Source organism: Aeromonas sp. Y318-1 (assembly GCF_027706125.1).
Classification (GTDB): Bacteria; Pseudomonadota; Gammaproteobacteria; order Enterobacterales; family Aeromonadaceae; genus Aeromonas; species Aeromonas hydrophila.
Genome location: NZ_JAPDCM010000004.1, coordinates 207,698 through 222,814, shown reverse-complemented (window position 1 = coordinate 222,814; position 15,117 = coordinate 207,698). Strand labels below are relative to the sequence as shown.

Below are 15,117 nucleotides of genomic sequence, written 5' to 3'. Positions count from 1 at the left end.
GGGATCACCGGCGGGCGCCCGCCAGGGTGAGCAGGAAGGCGTACTCGCGGGCCGCCTGCTGGCGCGCGTTGCCCGGGCTGGTGCGGTGGCCGCCGTCGAGGGCCGTGCTGAGCAGATAGGGGCCCGCTCCCGTGCTGTGTTCCCGCAGGCGGGCCACCCACTTGAGCGGCTCCCAGTAGGGCACCTGACTGTCGTGCAGCCCGGCCGTCACATAGACGGGGGGATAGGGGGCCGCGTGCAGGTTGTCGTAAGGGCTCAGACGGCGCATGGCGGCGTAATCGGCGGCAATGGCCGGGTTGCCCCATTCGGCGTACTCCTGACGGGTGAGCGGCAGTTCGGGATCGCTCATGGTGCCGATGAGATCGACGAAGGGCACCTGCAACACGGCCCCGGCGAAGCGGGTCGGCGCCTGGTTGAGGGCCGCCGCCACCAGCAGGCCACCGGCGCTGCCGCCCATGGCAAACAGCCGGGCGGGGTCGATGGCGGGATCCCGGGCCAGCGCATCGGCCACGGTCAGGAAGTCGTCCACGCTGCGCTGCTTGTGGCGACCGCGCCCCGCCAGATACCACGCATCCCCCAGCATGCCGCCGCCGCGCACGTGGGCGATGGCGTAGACGAAACCGCGATCCAGCAGGCTCAGCACCTGCGGCTGGTAGTAGGGGCGCATGGGGGTACCGTAGGCACCATAGCCGTAGAGCAGCAGGGCCTTGGGGGTGTGGATGTCCTTGCGCCACACCAGGGAGATCGGCACCTTGACGCCATCCTTGCCCACTACCCAGCGGCGCTCGCTCTGGTAGGGGGAAGGGAGGGCGGCCCGGGTGTCCGGCAGCCAGCGGCCGCTGGCGAGATCGAGCAGGCGCTGGTGCGGCGGCTCGGCCATGCCCTGGCGGCGGATCAGGATCTGCCCGCTGGCGGGGTCGTGGGTGCCCTGGATCCAGGCCGTGCCGGCCCCCTCGGTCAGCAGCAGGCGATGGCTGAGCCGGCCGCGGCCATCCAGCACATCGAGCCAGTCATCCCCGTGATGGCGATACTGCAGCACCGTGTAGCCGGCAAACAGGCGCCACTTCTCGAGGCTCCTCTCTTCGCCAGACCAGAGCGGCTGCCACTCTCCCTTGGCCACCTGGCTCAGGTCGGCCACCTGATAGAGGCCGAGGGCACCGTCCCGGTTGCTCTTGAGCAGTACCCGCTCCCCCTGGGTATCCAGATAGTACTCAAGGCCAGCCTGACGAGCCTTGAGCAGAGCCGGTGTGCCCTCGTCCAGCAGGTACTGCTCGGCGCTGTCGTGGTTGTTGCTCTGCAGCAGCAGGTGGCGCCGATCCGTGGTGCGATAGAGGCTCAGCAGCCAGGCGGGGTCCGCCTCCTGATGGATTTGTTGCTCCTTGCCACCCTGCCAGGCCCACAGCTGCCAGGGGCGCAGGGTGCGGGGTTCGTTGGCGATGGTGTAGAGGGTCTTGCCGTCCAGGCTCCAGAGCAGATCGCTGGCCCGGTGGGTCAGGGTGGCCAGGGGCTTGCCGTCGGCCAGGTCGAGCAGGGTGATGCGGTAATCCCGATCGCCCTGCAGATCTTCGGCCAGGGCCAGCCAGCGCCCGTTCGGGTGCAGGGCCCAGCTGGCGAGCTCGTAGTAGCCGCTGGCCGGCTGGCGGGCTGCCAGCCGTTGGCGGGGCTCAGCCTGCTCGCCGTCTCGCTGCCACAGGCTGCCGTCGGCTTCCATCCGCCACTGGCTGCCTGCCTCGCGCAGCCACTCTTGCGGCATGGGTTCACCGCGTGCCTGCGCCTGCCACTCGGCCTGCAGGGCCTGCTCCAGCGGCCGCTGCGCGGCGAGCTGCTGCTCGGTCCAGCGGTTCTGCTCGCCCAGCAGGGCCAGCGGGGCGGGATCCTGGCGGCTGTCGTCGCGCCAGCCGCCATAGGGATCGAGCCGGGCCCGCTCTCCCGGCATCGGTAGCGGGCGGTGAGGAATAAGCGGGGCCACGAGCGGCGCCGAGGTGGCGACGGACTGGCTCTGGGTATCGGCAGTCGCAAGAGCGGCAGGCTGGGCCGGCACCGGATTGGCCAGCAGGCTGGCCAGCATCAGGAGTGCATGCATCAGAGCCCCACGAAGGTGTAGCGCAGGCTGGCGCTCAGGGAGCGGCCCGTCTGGGTGTAGAGGCCCGCATCCGTGCCCGCTTCCAGCCCGGCCACATCCTGATAGCGGGTGTAACGGGTGTCGAGCAGGTTGTCGAGCTTGAGGTTGGCCTTGAGGGCATCGGTGATCTGCCAGTCGGCGGTCAGGGCGAAGCTGAGCCAGCCGGCGGTTTTCAGACACTCGCCCTGCTGCTGGGTCAGGCTGTTGCCGCAGCTGGGTACCCGGCTCATGGCGGCGGCGTAGTCGGCCTGCAGCCCCAGGCTCCAGTCGTTGGCCTGATAGCTGAGGCGGGTGTTGCCCTCGAGCGGCGTGAGGTTGCGCGGCGATTCGCCCTGGCTGGTCTTGCCGTCGACCCAGCCCAGCTTGGTGGCCAGCTGCCACTGCTGGGTCAGCCAGTAGCTGGTGGCGATCTCGGCGCCCCAGGTTTCAGACTTGGCGACGTTGCGGTATTGACGGAGCATGACCCCGTCACTCAGGCGAAAGCCCACCTGGCGCCAGTCGACGAAGTTGTAGTAGCGGTTGTAAAAGAGCGCCGGCTTGATGCTCCACTCATCCCCTTCGCCGCTCACCCCCCACTCGAAGCTGTGGCTGGTCTCCTCCTTGAGGTTAGGGTTGGCGATGATCTCGAACGGCGGCAGGGCAAAGTAGTGGGGAATGTTGCCGTACACCTTGTCGTAGGAGGGGGCGCTGAAGCCGTTGGCGTAGCTCAGCCAGCTGCGCCACTGCTCGTTGAAGCGGTAGCTGGTGGCCAGGCTTGGCGAGATATGCCAGCTGTGGTTGCTCTCGCCCCGGCCATCCTGCGGGCTCAGCCACTGCTGATCCATGCGCAGGGTCGGAGTGAACTGCCACTGGCCCAGGGTCGCCACGTCTCCCAGCCAGATGCCGGCCCGATCGGTGCGGGCGCTGCTGAAGGGGGCGGACTGGGTGGGCTGGGGAATGCCGGCTTCCAGCATCAGCTTCTCCACCGGTCGCTCGTGCCGGGTGCGCGCCAGCTCGATGCCGTAGCTCAGCTTGTGCTCGATGGGGCCGGTGACCAGATCGCGGCGGATATCCAGCTCGCTGCCGATCAGCTGTTCGGTGAAGGTGGCCAGCTCCCGCTCGCTGCGATAGCGGGGGTAGCCGCTCAGCTCGTCATTTTGCAGCAGGCTGCGCTTGTTGGCGGTGTTCTTGGCGTAGTTGCCGTGCAGGTTCCAGGTAAAGCGGTCGGCCAGCGGGTGGCCGAGATCCTGCGCCTCCCAGCTCAGCTTGCCGCCTTGGGAGCGCTGGGTGCCGTTCTCGTGATACTGGCGCACCTGCCACTTGCCGTCGGGCTGGGGAATTTCGCGCGGCCCCTGATCCCGCTTGGCATTGTCTTCGAAGTAGTCGAGCTCGAGGCGCAGCAGATGCTGTTCATTGAGGGTCAGGCTGGAGCTGGTGGAAGCGCTCAGGCCATCGAGATCCGCCGGGATGCGGTTCTGGTCGTAGTTGGCGGTCTCGTGCCCCTGCCAGCCGGAGAGACGCAGCAGGTGGGCGCTCTCGCCCCAGCGGGCGGCGCCGGTGGCGCTCAGTTTCTGCTTGTCGCTGCTGCCATCGTGCAGCACCTTGCTGCTGAGGTAGGCATCCTGCCCCTGCAGGTAATCTTCCGGCTGCTTGGTAGTGATGACCACGGTGCCGCCGATGGCGTCCGAGCCGTGCAGGGCGGAGCCGGCCCCCTTTGCCACCTCGATCTGCTTGACGTCATCGAGATCGAAGCTGAAACGGCCCACCTTGTCGTTGAGGTCGTCGGCGCCGAAGCCGTCGCTGACCCGGACCCCGTCCTTGATGATCAACACCCGGTTGCCACCGATGCCGCGGATGCTGATGTTTTGCGGCCGGCCCGCCGAGCCGGTCACCGAGACGCCGGGTTCGTTCTTGAACACGTCGGTGAGCTCGGTGGCGATCTGGCGCTCCAGATCCTCTTCGGTGATGACGGTGATGGAGCCCGAGATGTCGGACAGTTTCTGTTCGACCCGCTGACCCTTGACGACTATGGTCTCTCGCGCCTTGGGCGGGGTGGTGCCGGAGGTGTCTATGCCGGCGGGATCGCCGGCGGCCAGCGCTGTACCGGACAGCAGCATGGGCCAGTAGTGAAGCAGTGTTTTCATGTTGAGAATAATTATTATTTAAGCCTGAAGGCCGCGGATTATTGCAGAGAGGTCCAGTCAGATCAACGATTGATAATCATTATCATTTTGTTTTTATGATCCTGATCAGACTGCATTTTTTGATGAAGGCATCAGTAGCAACGCGGGCCAACGTTTGCGCCTGCATGGTGCTGGGCGGGCAGACAGGGGATGAAACGGGGGAGGGTGGCAAGGTGTTGGCTGAGGGCTTGGCAGCTGATGCCAAGGTGATATCGGCAATAAAAAAACCCGCTGCAGGAGCGGGTTTTCAAGGGGCAGGAGGCGGCTATCAGGGGGCGCGATAGAAGCGGTTCAGCTCGTTCATCACCTGGATCATGACACCCATGTCGGGGGTGCCGTGCTTGATGGGGCGGTAGCTGTTTCGCTCCAGCAGCTCGAAGTCACCCTGCTTGTTGAAGTGGGTGATGGTGTTGCCCTGATAGATGGCAAAGTCGCGCTGATCCCCCGCCAGCAGCCAGTTGCGCGGGCTGGTGTCGAACAGGTTGCGGCCGATGCTGTAGTCCCGCGGCGCATTGCGCACTCCCAGCATGCTTTGCATCAGGGTCGGCACCAGATCCAGGTGGCTGCTCACCGGGCTCGTCGGCAGGGTATCGTTGCCCGGCCAGGCCAGCACGAACGGTACCTGCACCTGATAGGGCGAGTAGTTGGTGCCATAGCCCCAGCTGTTGTTCTGGGTCTCGTTGAACTCCTGACCATGGTTGGCGGTGACCACGACGATGGTCTGCTCGCCGAGCCCCTGCTGTTGCAGCTGGGCCAGCATCTGTTCCAGCAACTGGTCGGTATAGAAGACCGCATTCTTGTAGCGGTTCTCCAGCTTCACCAGATTCTCGGCCTGATAGGCGGTGGCCGGGTTGAACTTGGTGAGCTCCGGCTGGAAGGGCCCCTTCACGTTGGCCGGCAGCTGGTAGTCACCCGGGCTCGACAGATAGACCAGCGAGAACCAGGGCCGGTCTGGCGAGCGCTTGGCGAGCCACTGCTGCCAGTCGCCGATGAGCTGGGTGTCATCGGTCTGCTCGGAGACGAACACCTGCTTGCGCAGGCCGGAGAGGATGCTCTGACGGTACTTCTGGGCATCCTCCAGCGCGCCGAACAGGCCGAACTGGTAGTCCTGGCGCAGCATCTCGTCGAACAGCACCGGTGGCGTCTTGTCGTTGCGAATGTCGTCGTAGTAGTGGCCCGGCAGGCCGTAGAACAGGCTGAACATCCCCATCACATCGTCGTTGCCGCCGCTCATGTGGTTGGCAAAGTTGAGGTGCTGATCCGCATAGCGCTGCAGATTGGGCATGTTGATGTTGTTGAGCATGTCGGCCCGCAGGGAGTCGACCACCACGATCAGCAGGTTCTTGTGGGTCAGCGGAGCGTTGACGCTGAGCGGGCGCAGCGGGTAGCGCAAGCGGCTCGCATTGTCACCATCCTGTGATTCGGCCTTCTTCTCGTACTGATCCAGATCCAGCCAGCCGTGCTTGGCGAGGAAGCTCTTGGCGGTCATCGGGTAGGAGAGCGGGAAGTTGGCGCGCTGCATGGTGATGGGCTGATACAGGGTGGCATCGGCCCAGCTGTTGACCACGTGGGTCAGAATGAAGCAGACCAGCAGGGCCAGCCCCACCTGATTGCCGTACTGACGGCGCTTGCGCTTGTTGATCTTGCGCCAGACATAGGCCGACAGCAGCAGCTGCACCAGGAAGATGGTGGGCACGGCAACGAAGATGATGCTCCAGATCGAGCCCTCCTCGGTCTGGGCCTGATCCAGCAGCAACTGCCACACCTGGCCGTTGAGGTGGAACTTGAACAGCTGGAACACCTGGGTGTCGATGAGCAGCAGCACCAGCGCCAGGGTGGCGATGATGGCCGAGATGAAGCGCAGCGGCTTCTCTTTGGGCAGCACGAAACTCAGGGGGAAGATCGTCAACAGATAGGTGACAAAGCTCAGAAACGAGAAGTGACCGATCCAGCTGATGATGAGATAGGTCACGCCGAGCGTGGTCGACGGCCAGCTGATCGCCCCCAGGTAGCGGGTGGCAATCAGCATGGCCAGAATGATGTTGAAGAAGGAGAACCAATGCCCCCAGGTGATCAGGCGAGAAACATTATCACGATAGGGGTTGCCGGTTTCGACCATAGTGATCCATCTGCTTGAAAAACATCAAAGAATGCGAAGAGACTCAGTGAGCATCGTGGCGATGATCCACCGAGGCGGTGAGCGCCTGGATGTATTTTTCGGTGATCGCCTGACGCTGGGCCGGGGCCATGCCATTGATGATATTGGTGGTCAGGTTGCCGAGCACCATCAGACTCAGATCCACCGGCGCCTTGTGCTTCTCCAGGGCGGTGATCAGGTCGTTCATCAGGGCGTCAAACTGCTCGTTATTGTACTTTGATACGATGGGCATAATCTTGGGTTCATCTCGGTTCAAAGCGCCTTATAATACTTCACCCTTTCGGCTAACACTATGGCTTTGTGACATGAGTCTCGATATCGACAAGATCATTCTTCACTCCTTGCGCCAGGGCGGCGATGGTCAACCTCACGCCGACACCCGCAGCCAGCTTCTGCCTGCCGATGAGGCGGTACAGGGGCTGATGGCGGAGCTGCATCGCATTTACAACGGCAAGGGGGGCAAGGGCTTCGGCTTCTTTGCCGACCCCGAGGCCGCCGTCGCCGAGCTGGCGGAGGGGGAGAGCGCCCCCAAACAACCTTCTCTGCTCTTTCGCATCGCCCTCGAACGGCTGCTCGGCGAACAGACCGACTTCGTCCCCTTTTCGGTCGAGATGACCCAGTTGCTGGTCAAGCAGCTGGTGGAGCACGCCCTCGACGAGCAGGGGGTGCTGCTGTTTGCCAAATACAACTACGTGGGGGTGGATTATCTGATGATCGCCCTGCTGGAGGGCAAGGAGAGCGTCACCGTCAGCGAGGCACTGGAGCTGCGTCACATCCAGTATCTGGATATCGGCAAATTGAACCTGGTGGCCCGCATCGATCTGACCGAATGGAAAACCCAGCCGGATTCACGCCGTTATATCACTTTCAGCAAGGGCCGGGTCGGTCGCAAGCTGGGTGACTTTTTCATGGATTTACTGGGTGCCCGCGAGGGGATGGATGCCAAGATCCAGAATAAGGGGCTGCTGCAGGCGGTGGACGATTATTGCGACAGCCGCCAGCTCGAGCCGGCCGAGCGCAACGACTACAAGAAACAGGTCTTCAAATATTGCACCGAGCAGGCCAGCGCCGGTGAAGAGATCGAGATCAAGGAGCTGTCGGCGGAATTGCCGGGCGATGGCGATCTCGATTTTTACAGCTTCATCGGTCAGGAGTATGAACTGGAAGATCGCTTCCCGGCCGACCGTTCGACCCTGCGCGGCTTGACCAAGTTCGTCGGCTCCGGTGGCGGGCTGACTTTGAGCTTCGAGCAGAAGCTGCTCAACAGCCGGGTGTTCTACGATCCCCAGACCGATACCCTGACCATCAAGGGGGTCCCGCCCAACCTCAAGGATCAGCTGCTGCGCCAGTCGTAATGTGATCTGCTTTCCAGTTTTGGCAAAAAGACACCGCACTTCGCTGCGGTGTCTTTTTATTTAACGGGGTAGGCAGCAGCGAAACCAACTCGGTGCTTTGTTAACAAATTAAACAGAATAATCCCCGTGAAAGGGTTTTCAGTGAGGTGAAAACCCTTTCATTCATGTTTTTTTATTTCTCTTTGGTAATTTAATTTCTTAATTTGGCGATAAATATGCCAATAAATGGCGATAACCCCCTGAAATAAGAAAATGTTTTCAGAACTTTCTGGAAGAAAATACGTAATTGCGTTTCAAAAATGCGAGTTGCGTCATGTGAGGCGGTAACGGCTTGGGATAATATTCATCTCGCACACAATGCTCTTACAGCGCGGAACTAATACAAGGAAAGGCTCATGAAAAAGAAATTGCTGTCATCCCTGATCGGTCTGGCTACTCTGGGCGTGGCTTGCTCTGCCACTGCCGCCATTGACGAAGGTCAACTGACCATCTGGATTAACGGTGACAAGGGATACAATGGTCTGGCCGAAGTAGGTAAGAAGTTTGAAGCCGAAACCGGCATCAAGGTGACGGTTGCGCACCCTGATCAGGTGGAAGTGAAATTCCAGCAAGCCGCTGCCACCGGCAACGGTCCGGACATCTTCTTCTGGGCTCACGACCGTTACGGTGAGTGGGTCAAGGCCGGTCTGCTGGTCCCCGTGACCCCGAATGCAGCCACCAAAGCCAAGTTTGAACAGTTCGCCTGGGATGCCATGACCGTCGATGGCAAGACCTACGGCTACCCGGTTGCCGTGGAAGCGGTCAGCCTGATTTACAACAAGGATCTGCTGCCGGAGCCGCCGAAGACCTTCGAAGAGATCGCCAAGATTGACGAGACTCTGAAGAAGAACGGCAAGCGCGCCATCATGTGGGCCTATGACACCCCCTATTTCAGCTACCCGCTGGTGGCTGCCAACGGTGGTTATGCCTTCAAGAAAACCGCTACCGGTTATGACGTGAAAGACACCGGCGTGGCCAACGCGGGTGCCAAGGCCGGTGTCGGCTACATCTCCGAGATGATCAAGTCCGGTCACCTGGAAAAAGGCATCGACTACGGTGTGATGGACGCCAAGTTCAACAAGGGCGAAGTGGCCATGATGATCAACGGTCCCTGGGCCTGGAGCAACCTGGACAAGAGCGGCATCAAGTACGGCGTAGCGCCGCTGCCGACCCTGAAGGGTAAACCGGCCAAGGCCTTCGTCGGCGTGCTGGGTGCCACCATCAACGCCGCCAGCCCGAACAAGGATCTGGCCATCGAGTTCCTGGAAAACTACCTGCTGACCGACGCCGGTCTGGCACCGGTCAACGCCGACAAGCCGCTGGGCGCCGTGGCGCTGAAGTCCTTCCAGAAGACCCTGGAATCCGATCCGCACATCAAGGCAACCATGCAAAACGCCCAGAATGGCGAGCCGATGCCGTCCGTACCTGAGATGAGCCGTTTCTGGTCCTCCTTCGAAACTGCCCTCAAGAACGTAACCTCCGGCCGTCAGAGCGTTGACGAAGCCCTGGATACCGCTGCCAAGCGTATCGTTCAGTAAGCACGCACTACCCGGGAGGCCGCAACGGCCTCCCACTCTCTCAAATCTCTCTTGGCGTTATAAAGGTTAATTGGCATGGAAGTAGTACCTTCTATTGAATCCTATGCCGGTCCGAAGGATAAGCACACCTGGCTTAAGTGGACCATTGCTGCTCTGGTAGCCATCCTCAACGGTTATGCAGCCGTGATGATGTACGCCAGCGGTGAGTGGGTATTCGCTCTGCTGGATCTGGTGGTGGTCTCCGTCGGTCTGTATGTCTTCATGAACAAGAAGACCTATGCCCACCGCTATATCTTCCCCGGTGTGGCCGGCATGGTTGTTTTTATCATCTTCCCTCTTGCCTACACGATCGGCATCGCCTTCACCAACTATTCGGGATCCAACCTGCTCTCCATCGAACAGGCGCGGGATTACCATCTGAAAAAAACCTACAAGGTGGCGGGCGGTGAATTCGATTTCACCCTCTTGGGTGGTGAGAACAATCAGTTTCAGCTGCTGCTGAAACAGGACGACCAATCCTTTATCAGTCAACCCGTTACCCTGATGAGCAACAAGGCCCGTGAACTGGCTGTCCGCGAGGGCAGAGTCCATGAACCGGTGCAGGTTGTTCAGCTGCAACCCCTGGCAGGGGAGGCCGTGGACAAGGTGGCTCCCATCCGGGCCATCGTCGACCATCGCATCCACCTGAGCGCACTCGATCTGGTGCTGCCGGATGGCGGAACCCACCTGACCCTGAGCAGCCTGCGCAAGTTCGCTGCCCAGAAGCAGCAGTACACCCGTCTGCTGGACGGTGCCGTGCTCAAGTCCGGGGTGGTGATCAAAGACAGCAACCTGCTGCGTGACAACCAGAGCGGCGAGCTGATGCTGCCCAACGGCGACACCGGCTTCTATCAATACATCGACGAGCAGGGCCAGTTTGTCGGCAAGAGCGTGGCACCAGGCTTCGTGGTGAGCGTGGGCTGGAAGAACTTCGCCCGCATCGTCACCGATCCGGGTATCCAGGCACCGTTCCTGCAGATCTTCGTCTGGACCGTGATCTTCTCCGCCTGTTCGGTGGGCTTCACCCTGGCCATCGGCATGGTGCTGGCCTGTCTGGTGCAGTGGGAGTCCCTCAAGGGGCGCGGTTTCTACCGGGTCATGCTGATCCTGCCCTATGCCATCCCGGCGTTCATCTCCATCCTGGTGTTCAAGGGCTTGTTCAACCAGAACTTCGGTGAGATCAACCTGTTCCTGGAAGCGGCGTTCGGCATCAAGCCGGACTGGTATACCAACCCCTTCCTGGCCAAGGTGATGATCCTCATCGTCAATACCTGGCTTGGCTACCCCTACATGATGATCCTCTGCATGGGGCTGCTCAAAGCCATTCCGGAAGATCTCTATGAAGCGTCTGCCATGGACGGTGCCGGTCCGGTGCAGAACTTCTTCAAGATCACAGTGCCGCTCTTGATGAAGCCGCTGACACCGCTGTTGATTGCCTCGTTCGCCTTCAACTTCAACAACTTCGTGCTCATCCAGTTGTTGACCAACGGCGCGCCGGACATCATAGGCGCCAGCACCCCGGCCGGTACCACCGACCTGCTGGTGAGCTACACCTACCGGATCGCGTTCCAGGGCTCGGGTGGTCAGGACTACGGTCTGGCCAGTGCCATCGCCACCGCCATCTTCCTCATCGTGGGTGCGCTGGCCTTGCTCAACCTGAAATTGTCCAAAGCCGACAAGCAACTGTAAGGAGGCTTCAACATGGCAATCGTACAACCCAAATCAGTCAAATACCGGGTGTGGGCAACCCACCTGGTGATGTGGGGCTTCCTGGCACTGATCATCTTCCCGCTGATCATGGTCATCGCCATCTCGTTTAGAAACGGCAACTTCGCGGTAGGGGAGATCATCCCCTCCAACCCGACCCTGGATCACTGGAAGCTGGCGCTGGGCATGTCCATCACCAACGCCGACGGCAGCATCACGCCGCCGCCGTTCCCGGTGCTGACCTGGTTGTGGAACTCCATCAAGATCGCAGGCATCACCGCCCTGATGATCGTGGTGCTCTCCACCACCTGTGCCTACGCCTTCGCCCGCCTGCGTTTTCGTGGCAAGTCCACCATCCTGCAGGGCATGCTGATTTTCCAGATGTTCCCGGCGGTGCTGGCACTGGTGGCCATCTATGCGCTCTTCAACAAGATTGGTGACTACATCCCCTGGCTGGGTCTCAACACCCACGGTGGCCTGATCCTGGCCTACATGGGTGGCATCGCCCTGCACGTCTGGACCATCAAGGGTTACTTCGAGACCATCGACTCCTCCCTGGAGGAGGCGGCGGCCATCGACGGTGCCACCCCATGGCAGGCATTCCGCCTGATCCTGTTGCCCCTGTCGGTGCCCATCCTGGCGGTGGTGTTCATCCTGGCCTTCATCGGTTCCATTACCGAGGTGCCCATGGCCTCCATCCTGCTGCAGGATGTGAACAATCTGACCCTGGCGGTCGGGGCCCAGCAGTACCTCTATCCGCAGAACTACCTGTGGGGCGACTTTGCCGCGGCGGCCGTGCTGTCGGGCTTCCCCATCACAGTGGTGTTCCTGCTCGCACAGCGCTGGCTGGTAGGTGGTCTCACTGCCGGCGGCGTGAAAGGTTAAGGTTCATGGCCGGGGGAGCCGACTCCCCCCGCCATCACGATTTGCAAAGATTCAAGAGCGGAGCTCGACATGGCTGAAGTAGTACTCAACAACGTTCGCAAAAATTACGACCCGGCTGTTCACAAGGACACCCTGCGCAATATCAACCTGGCCATCAAGGAAGGGGAGTTCATCGTCTTCGTCGGTCCGTCCGGTTGCGGCAAGTCCACCCTGCTGCGGATGATCGCGGGTCTGGAAGACATCACCAGCGGCGAGCTGACCATCGGTGGTCGCTACATGAACGACGTGCCGCCGGTAGAGCGCAACGTGGGCATGGTGTTCCAGTCCTACGCCCTCTATCCGCACATGAACATCTACGAGAACATGGCCTTCGGTCTGAAGCTCAAGAAGATGGACAAGGAGAACATCCACAAGCGGGTGATGCGCGCCGCCGAGATCCTGGGTCTCGAGCCGCTGCTGGACCGCAAGCCCAAGGCACTCTCCGGCGGTCAGCGTCAGCGGGTCGCCATCGGTCGCTCCATCGTCCAGCAGCCACAGGTGTTCCTGTTTGACGAACCCCTGTCCAACCTGGATGCCGCCCTGCGGGTCAAGATGCGCATCGAGATCGCCAAGCTGCACAAGGAGCTCAACTCCACCATCATCTACGTGACCCACGACCAGGTGGAGGCCATGACCCTGGCCAACCGCATCGTGGTGCTGAGCCCGCTCAAGGGCGAGGCGACCACCAACCTGGAGCAGTTCGGTACTCCGCTCGAGCTCTATCACAACCCGGACAACAAGTTCGTGGCCGGTTTCATCGGCTCTCCCAAGATGAACTTCCTGGCCGGTGAGCTGGTGGAGATTGGCGAGCAGGAGTGCGTGGTCAAGCTGACCACCGGCGATACCGTGCGTGCCCGGGTCGATGCCCGCAGCGGCGCGGTCGGCGACAAGGTGGAGCTGGGCATTCGTCCCGAGCACCTGGTGCCGCTGGATCACCCCCATGCCGACAGCAAGGTGAGCGGGGTGGTGCAGGTGGCCGAACACCTGGGGGCCGAATCCTTCGTCTACATGGACGTGGCTGGGCACGACTTCACCGTCAAGGCCAGCTCCGACGTGGATGTGGCCACCGGTCAGGAGTATAGCGTCGGCATTCCGGCCGAAGCCTGCTACCTGTTCGATGCCAAGGAGCAAGCCTTCCCGCGCACGGCCAAATACATCCGCACCTGACCAGGGGCGGCTGCCGAGGTTTTCCTTTCTTTAGATTCAATGCCTTTTTGCCGGTCGCAAGACCGGCTTTTTATTGCCTGCCGTTTGGCGAGAACGGCAGGCGAGGTGGCAGGGCTCAACCCTCGAGTGCGGCGGTAATATCGGGCACGAAGTGCTGGTTGGTCAGCGGCGGGCGCTCGTAACCCTCGGTGTTGATGGGGGGCAGGGTGATGGGCTCGTAGTGGATCGCCTCATAGGGCACCTTGCCCAGCAGGTGGGAGATGCAGTTGAGGCGGGCGCGGCGCTTGTCGTCCGCCTCCACCACGAACCAGGGACAATCCTCGGTGTCGGTGTAGGTGAACATGTCGTCCTTGGCGCGGGAGTACTCCACCCAGCGCGAGCGGGACTGCAGGTCCATCGGGCTGAACTTCCAGCGCTTGATGGGGGTGTTGATCCGCTCCTTGAACCGTTTTTCCTGCTCCTCGTCGCTGACCGAGAACCAGTATTTGATCACCGTGATGCCAGAGCGGATCAGCATCCGCTCGAACTCGGGGCAGGCCCGCAAAAACTCGCGATACTCGTTGTCGCTGCAAAAGCCCATCACCCGTTCGACCCCGGCCCGGTTGTACCAGGAGCGGTCGAACAGCACCATCTCGCCGGCGGCGGGCAGGTGGGCCACGTAGCGCTGAAAGTACCACTGGGAGCGCTCGCGATCCGAGGGGGCGGGCAGCGCCGTGACCCGGCAGACCCGGGGGTTCAGAGGCTCGGTGATCGCCTTGATGACGCCCCCCTTGCCGGCGGCGTCGCGGCCCTCGAACAGCACCACTACTTTCAGCCCCTCCTGCTTGACCCACTCCTGCAGCTTGACCAGCTCCTCCTGCAGATGGGCGAGGTGGTGCTCGTAGGTCTTCTTGTCCAGGCGCGGGCGTTTCTTGCTCTTGTCCTTCGGCATGTTCTTCTCCTTATTGACACTTTTCCAGATTGCACCAGGCAGGCGTCACTGCCAAGAGGGTCGTGCTACACTGCCGCCCCGTCAATAGTCGGCACCAGAAACAGGAGAAAACATGAAGCAATTTATGGAGATCGCGGGCCGCCAAATGGCCTATCTGGACGAGGGGCAGGGCCCGGTACTGTTGTTTGGTCACAGCTACCTGTGGGACAGCGCCATGTGGGCGCCGCAAATCGAGGCCCTCAAGGGGCAGTATCGCTGCATCGTGCCCGAGCTGTGGGGCCACGGCGATTCCGACGCGCTGCCCGAGGGGGCCTGCACCCTGGCAACCCTGGCGCGCGATCATCTGGCGCTGCTCGATGCGCTCGGCATCGATGAGTTCGTGCTGGTGGGTCTCTCCATCGGCGGCATGTGGGGCGTCGAGCTGGCACGCATGGCTCCCGCGCGCCTCAAGGGCCTGGTGCTGATGGACAGCTTCGTCGGTCTCGAGCCGCAGATCACCTGCGAGCGCTACCTCGGCATGCTGGCGATGATCGAGCAGCTTGGCACCATCCCGGCCCCCATCGTCGAGCAGGTGGCGCCGCTGTTCTTTGCCGATCAGCCGGATGCCGACCTGATGAGCGGTTTCAAGGCGCGCCTCGCCGCCTGGCCGGCCGACAAGGTGGCCGCCATGGTGGCGGTGGGCCGCAGCTTCGTGACCCGCGAGGATCGTATCGAGTGGCTGGAAGAGATCAGCGTGCCTGCGCTGGTGATGACCGGCAGTCAGGACAAGGCACGGCCGGTGCTGGAAGGCTACCTGATGGCCGAGGTGCTGGGTTGTCCGTTCAAGGAGGTGCCGGCGGCCGGCCACATCGCCTCGCTGGAGAACCCCGCCTTCGTCAATGAGCAGCTCGGCGCGTTTCTGGCTGCGCTGTAAGGCGTGCGCCGCAAAACAAAAAGGGAGCCGATGGCTCCCTTTTTGTTTTGCGCGTGTGGTCT

11 protein-coding genes are annotated in these 15,117 nt (G+C 61.7%); 6 read left to right on the top strand and 5 right to left on the bottom strand.

Going from position 1 to position 15,117, the window contains the following annotated elements; all coding sequences use genetic code 11:
- Nucleotides 1–4: 4 nt before the first annotated feature.
- The 4 genes from OKB87_RS07985 to OKB87_RS07970 form a co-directional block, all read right to left on the bottom strand.
- Nucleotides 5–2,083, bottom strand: coding sequence for a prolyl oligopeptidase family serine peptidase (locus OKB87_RS07985; protein ID WP_270827075.1), 2,079 nt, complete (start codon nucleotides 2,081–2,083; stop codon nucleotides 5–7).
- Complete coding sequence (locus tag OKB87_RS07980; protein WP_270827074.1) at nucleotides 2,083–4,245, bottom strand: TonB-dependent hemoglobin/transferrin/lactoferrin family receptor; 2,163 nt, start codon at nucleotides 4,243–4,245, stop codon at nucleotides 2,083–2,085. Before OKB87_RS07980 ends, OKB87_RS07985 begins: the two co-directional genes overlap by 1 nt.
- Nucleotides 4,246–4,552: 307 nt before the next feature.
- Nucleotides 4,553–6,403, bottom strand: coding sequence for a DUF3413 domain-containing protein (locus OKB87_RS07975; RefSeq protein ID WP_016350314.1), 1,851 nt, complete (start codon nucleotides 6,401–6,403; stop codon nucleotides 4,553–4,555).
- Between the two features lie 43 nt (nucleotides 6,404–6,446).
- Nucleotides 6,447–6,674, bottom strand: a complete 228-nt coding sequence (locus OKB87_RS07970; RefSeq protein WP_011705556.1) for a DUF1414 domain-containing protein — start codon at nucleotides 6,672–6,674, stop codon at nucleotides 6,447–6,449.
- A gap of 73 nt (nucleotides 6,675–6,747) precedes the next feature.
- On the opposite strand from OKB87_RS07970, the gene yejK reads away from it, so the two are divergent.
- From yejK to OKB87_RS07945, 5 genes are all read left to right on the top strand, one after another.
- On the top strand, nucleotides 6,748–7,797 hold the full coding sequence (yejK, locus tag OKB87_RS07965) for a nucleoid-associated protein YejK (protein WP_270827073.1): 1,050 nt from the start codon (nucleotides 6,748–6,750) through the stop codon (nucleotides 7,795–7,797).
- Between the two features lie 395 nt (nucleotides 7,798–8,192).
- Entirely contained in the window at nucleotides 8,193–9,374 is a 1,182-nt protein-coding gene (gene malE, locus OKB87_RS07960) for a maltose/maltodextrin ABC transporter substrate-binding protein MalE (protein WP_011705558.1), read from the top strand.
- A gap of 75 nt (nucleotides 9,375–9,449) precedes the next feature.
- Nucleotides 9,450–11,102 carry a maltose ABC transporter permease MalF gene (malF, locus tag OKB87_RS07955; protein WP_270827072.1) on the top strand — a complete coding sequence of 551 codons (1,653 nt, stop codon included), beginning with the start codon at nucleotides 9,450–9,452 and terminating at the stop codon, nucleotides 11,100–11,102.
- A 12-nt stretch (nucleotides 11,103–11,114) separates the two neighbouring features.
- Complete coding sequence (gene malG, locus OKB87_RS07950; RefSeq protein ID WP_005299600.1) at nucleotides 11,115–12,005, top strand: maltose ABC transporter permease MalG; 891 nt, start codon at nucleotides 11,115–11,117, stop codon at nucleotides 12,003–12,005.
- A 69-nt stretch (nucleotides 12,006–12,074) separates the two neighbouring features.
- On the top strand, nucleotides 12,075–13,211 hold the full coding sequence (locus OKB87_RS07945; protein ID WP_201903118.1) for an ABC transporter ATP-binding protein: 1,137 nt from the start codon (nucleotides 12,075–12,077) through the stop codon (nucleotides 13,209–13,211).
- A gap of 115 nt (nucleotides 13,212–13,326) precedes the next feature.
- Here the strand turns inward: OKB87_RS07945 and ppk2 are convergent, their stop codons facing one another.
- Complete coding sequence (ppk2, locus tag OKB87_RS07940; protein ID WP_270827071.1) at nucleotides 13,327–14,142, bottom strand: polyphosphate kinase 2; 816 nt, start codon at nucleotides 14,140–14,142, stop codon at nucleotides 13,327–13,329.
- Between the two features lie 112 nt (nucleotides 14,143–14,254).
- Between ppk2 and OKB87_RS07935 the strand changes: the two genes are divergently transcribed.
- Nucleotides 14,255–15,055, top strand: a complete 801-nt coding sequence (locus OKB87_RS07935) for an alpha/beta fold hydrolase (RefSeq protein WP_252376901.1) — start codon at nucleotides 14,255–14,257, stop codon at nucleotides 15,053–15,055.
- Nucleotides 15,056–15,117 lie beyond the last annotated feature (62 nt).

Excerpts from the sequence above, each read along its gene's own strand:
- OKB87_RS07985 (WP_270827075.1), bottom strand. The coding sequence starts at position 2,083 with ATGCATGCACTCCTGATGCTGGCCAGCCTGCTGGCCAATCCGGTGCCG.
- OKB87_RS07980 (WP_270827074.1), bottom strand. The coding sequence starts at position 4,245 with ATGAAAACACTGCTTCACTACTGGCCCATGCTGCTGTCCGGTACAGCG.
- OKB87_RS07975 (WP_016350314.1), bottom strand. The coding sequence starts at position 6,403 with ATGGTCGAAACCGGCAACCCCTATCGTGATAATGTTTCTCGCCTGATC.
- OKB87_RS07970 (WP_011705556.1), bottom strand. The coding sequence starts at position 6,674 with ATGCCCATCGTATCAAAGTACAATAACGAGCAGTTTGACGCCCTGATG.
- yejK (WP_270827073.1), top strand. The coding sequence starts at position 6,748 with ATGAGTCTCGATATCGACAAGATCATTCTTCACTCCTTGCGCCAGGGC.
- malE (WP_011705558.1), top strand. The coding sequence starts at position 8,193 with ATGAAAAAGAAATTGCTGTCATCCCTGATCGGTCTGGCTACTCTGGGC.
- malF (WP_270827072.1), top strand. The coding sequence starts at position 9,450 with ATGGAAGTAGTACCTTCTATTGAATCCTATGCCGGTCCGAAGGATAAG.
- malG (WP_005299600.1), top strand. The coding sequence starts at position 11,115 with ATGGCAATCGTACAACCCAAATCAGTCAAATACCGGGTGTGGGCAACC.
- OKB87_RS07945 (WP_201903118.1), top strand. The coding sequence starts at position 12,075 with ATGGCTGAAGTAGTACTCAACAACGTTCGCAAAAATTACGACCCGGCT.
- ppk2 (WP_270827071.1), bottom strand. The coding sequence starts at position 14,142 with ATGCCGAAGGACAAGAGCAAGAAACGCCCGCGCCTGGACAAGAAGACC.
- OKB87_RS07935 (WP_252376901.1), top strand. The coding sequence starts at position 14,255 with ATGAAGCAATTTATGGAGATCGCGGGCCGCCAAATGGCCTATCTGGAC.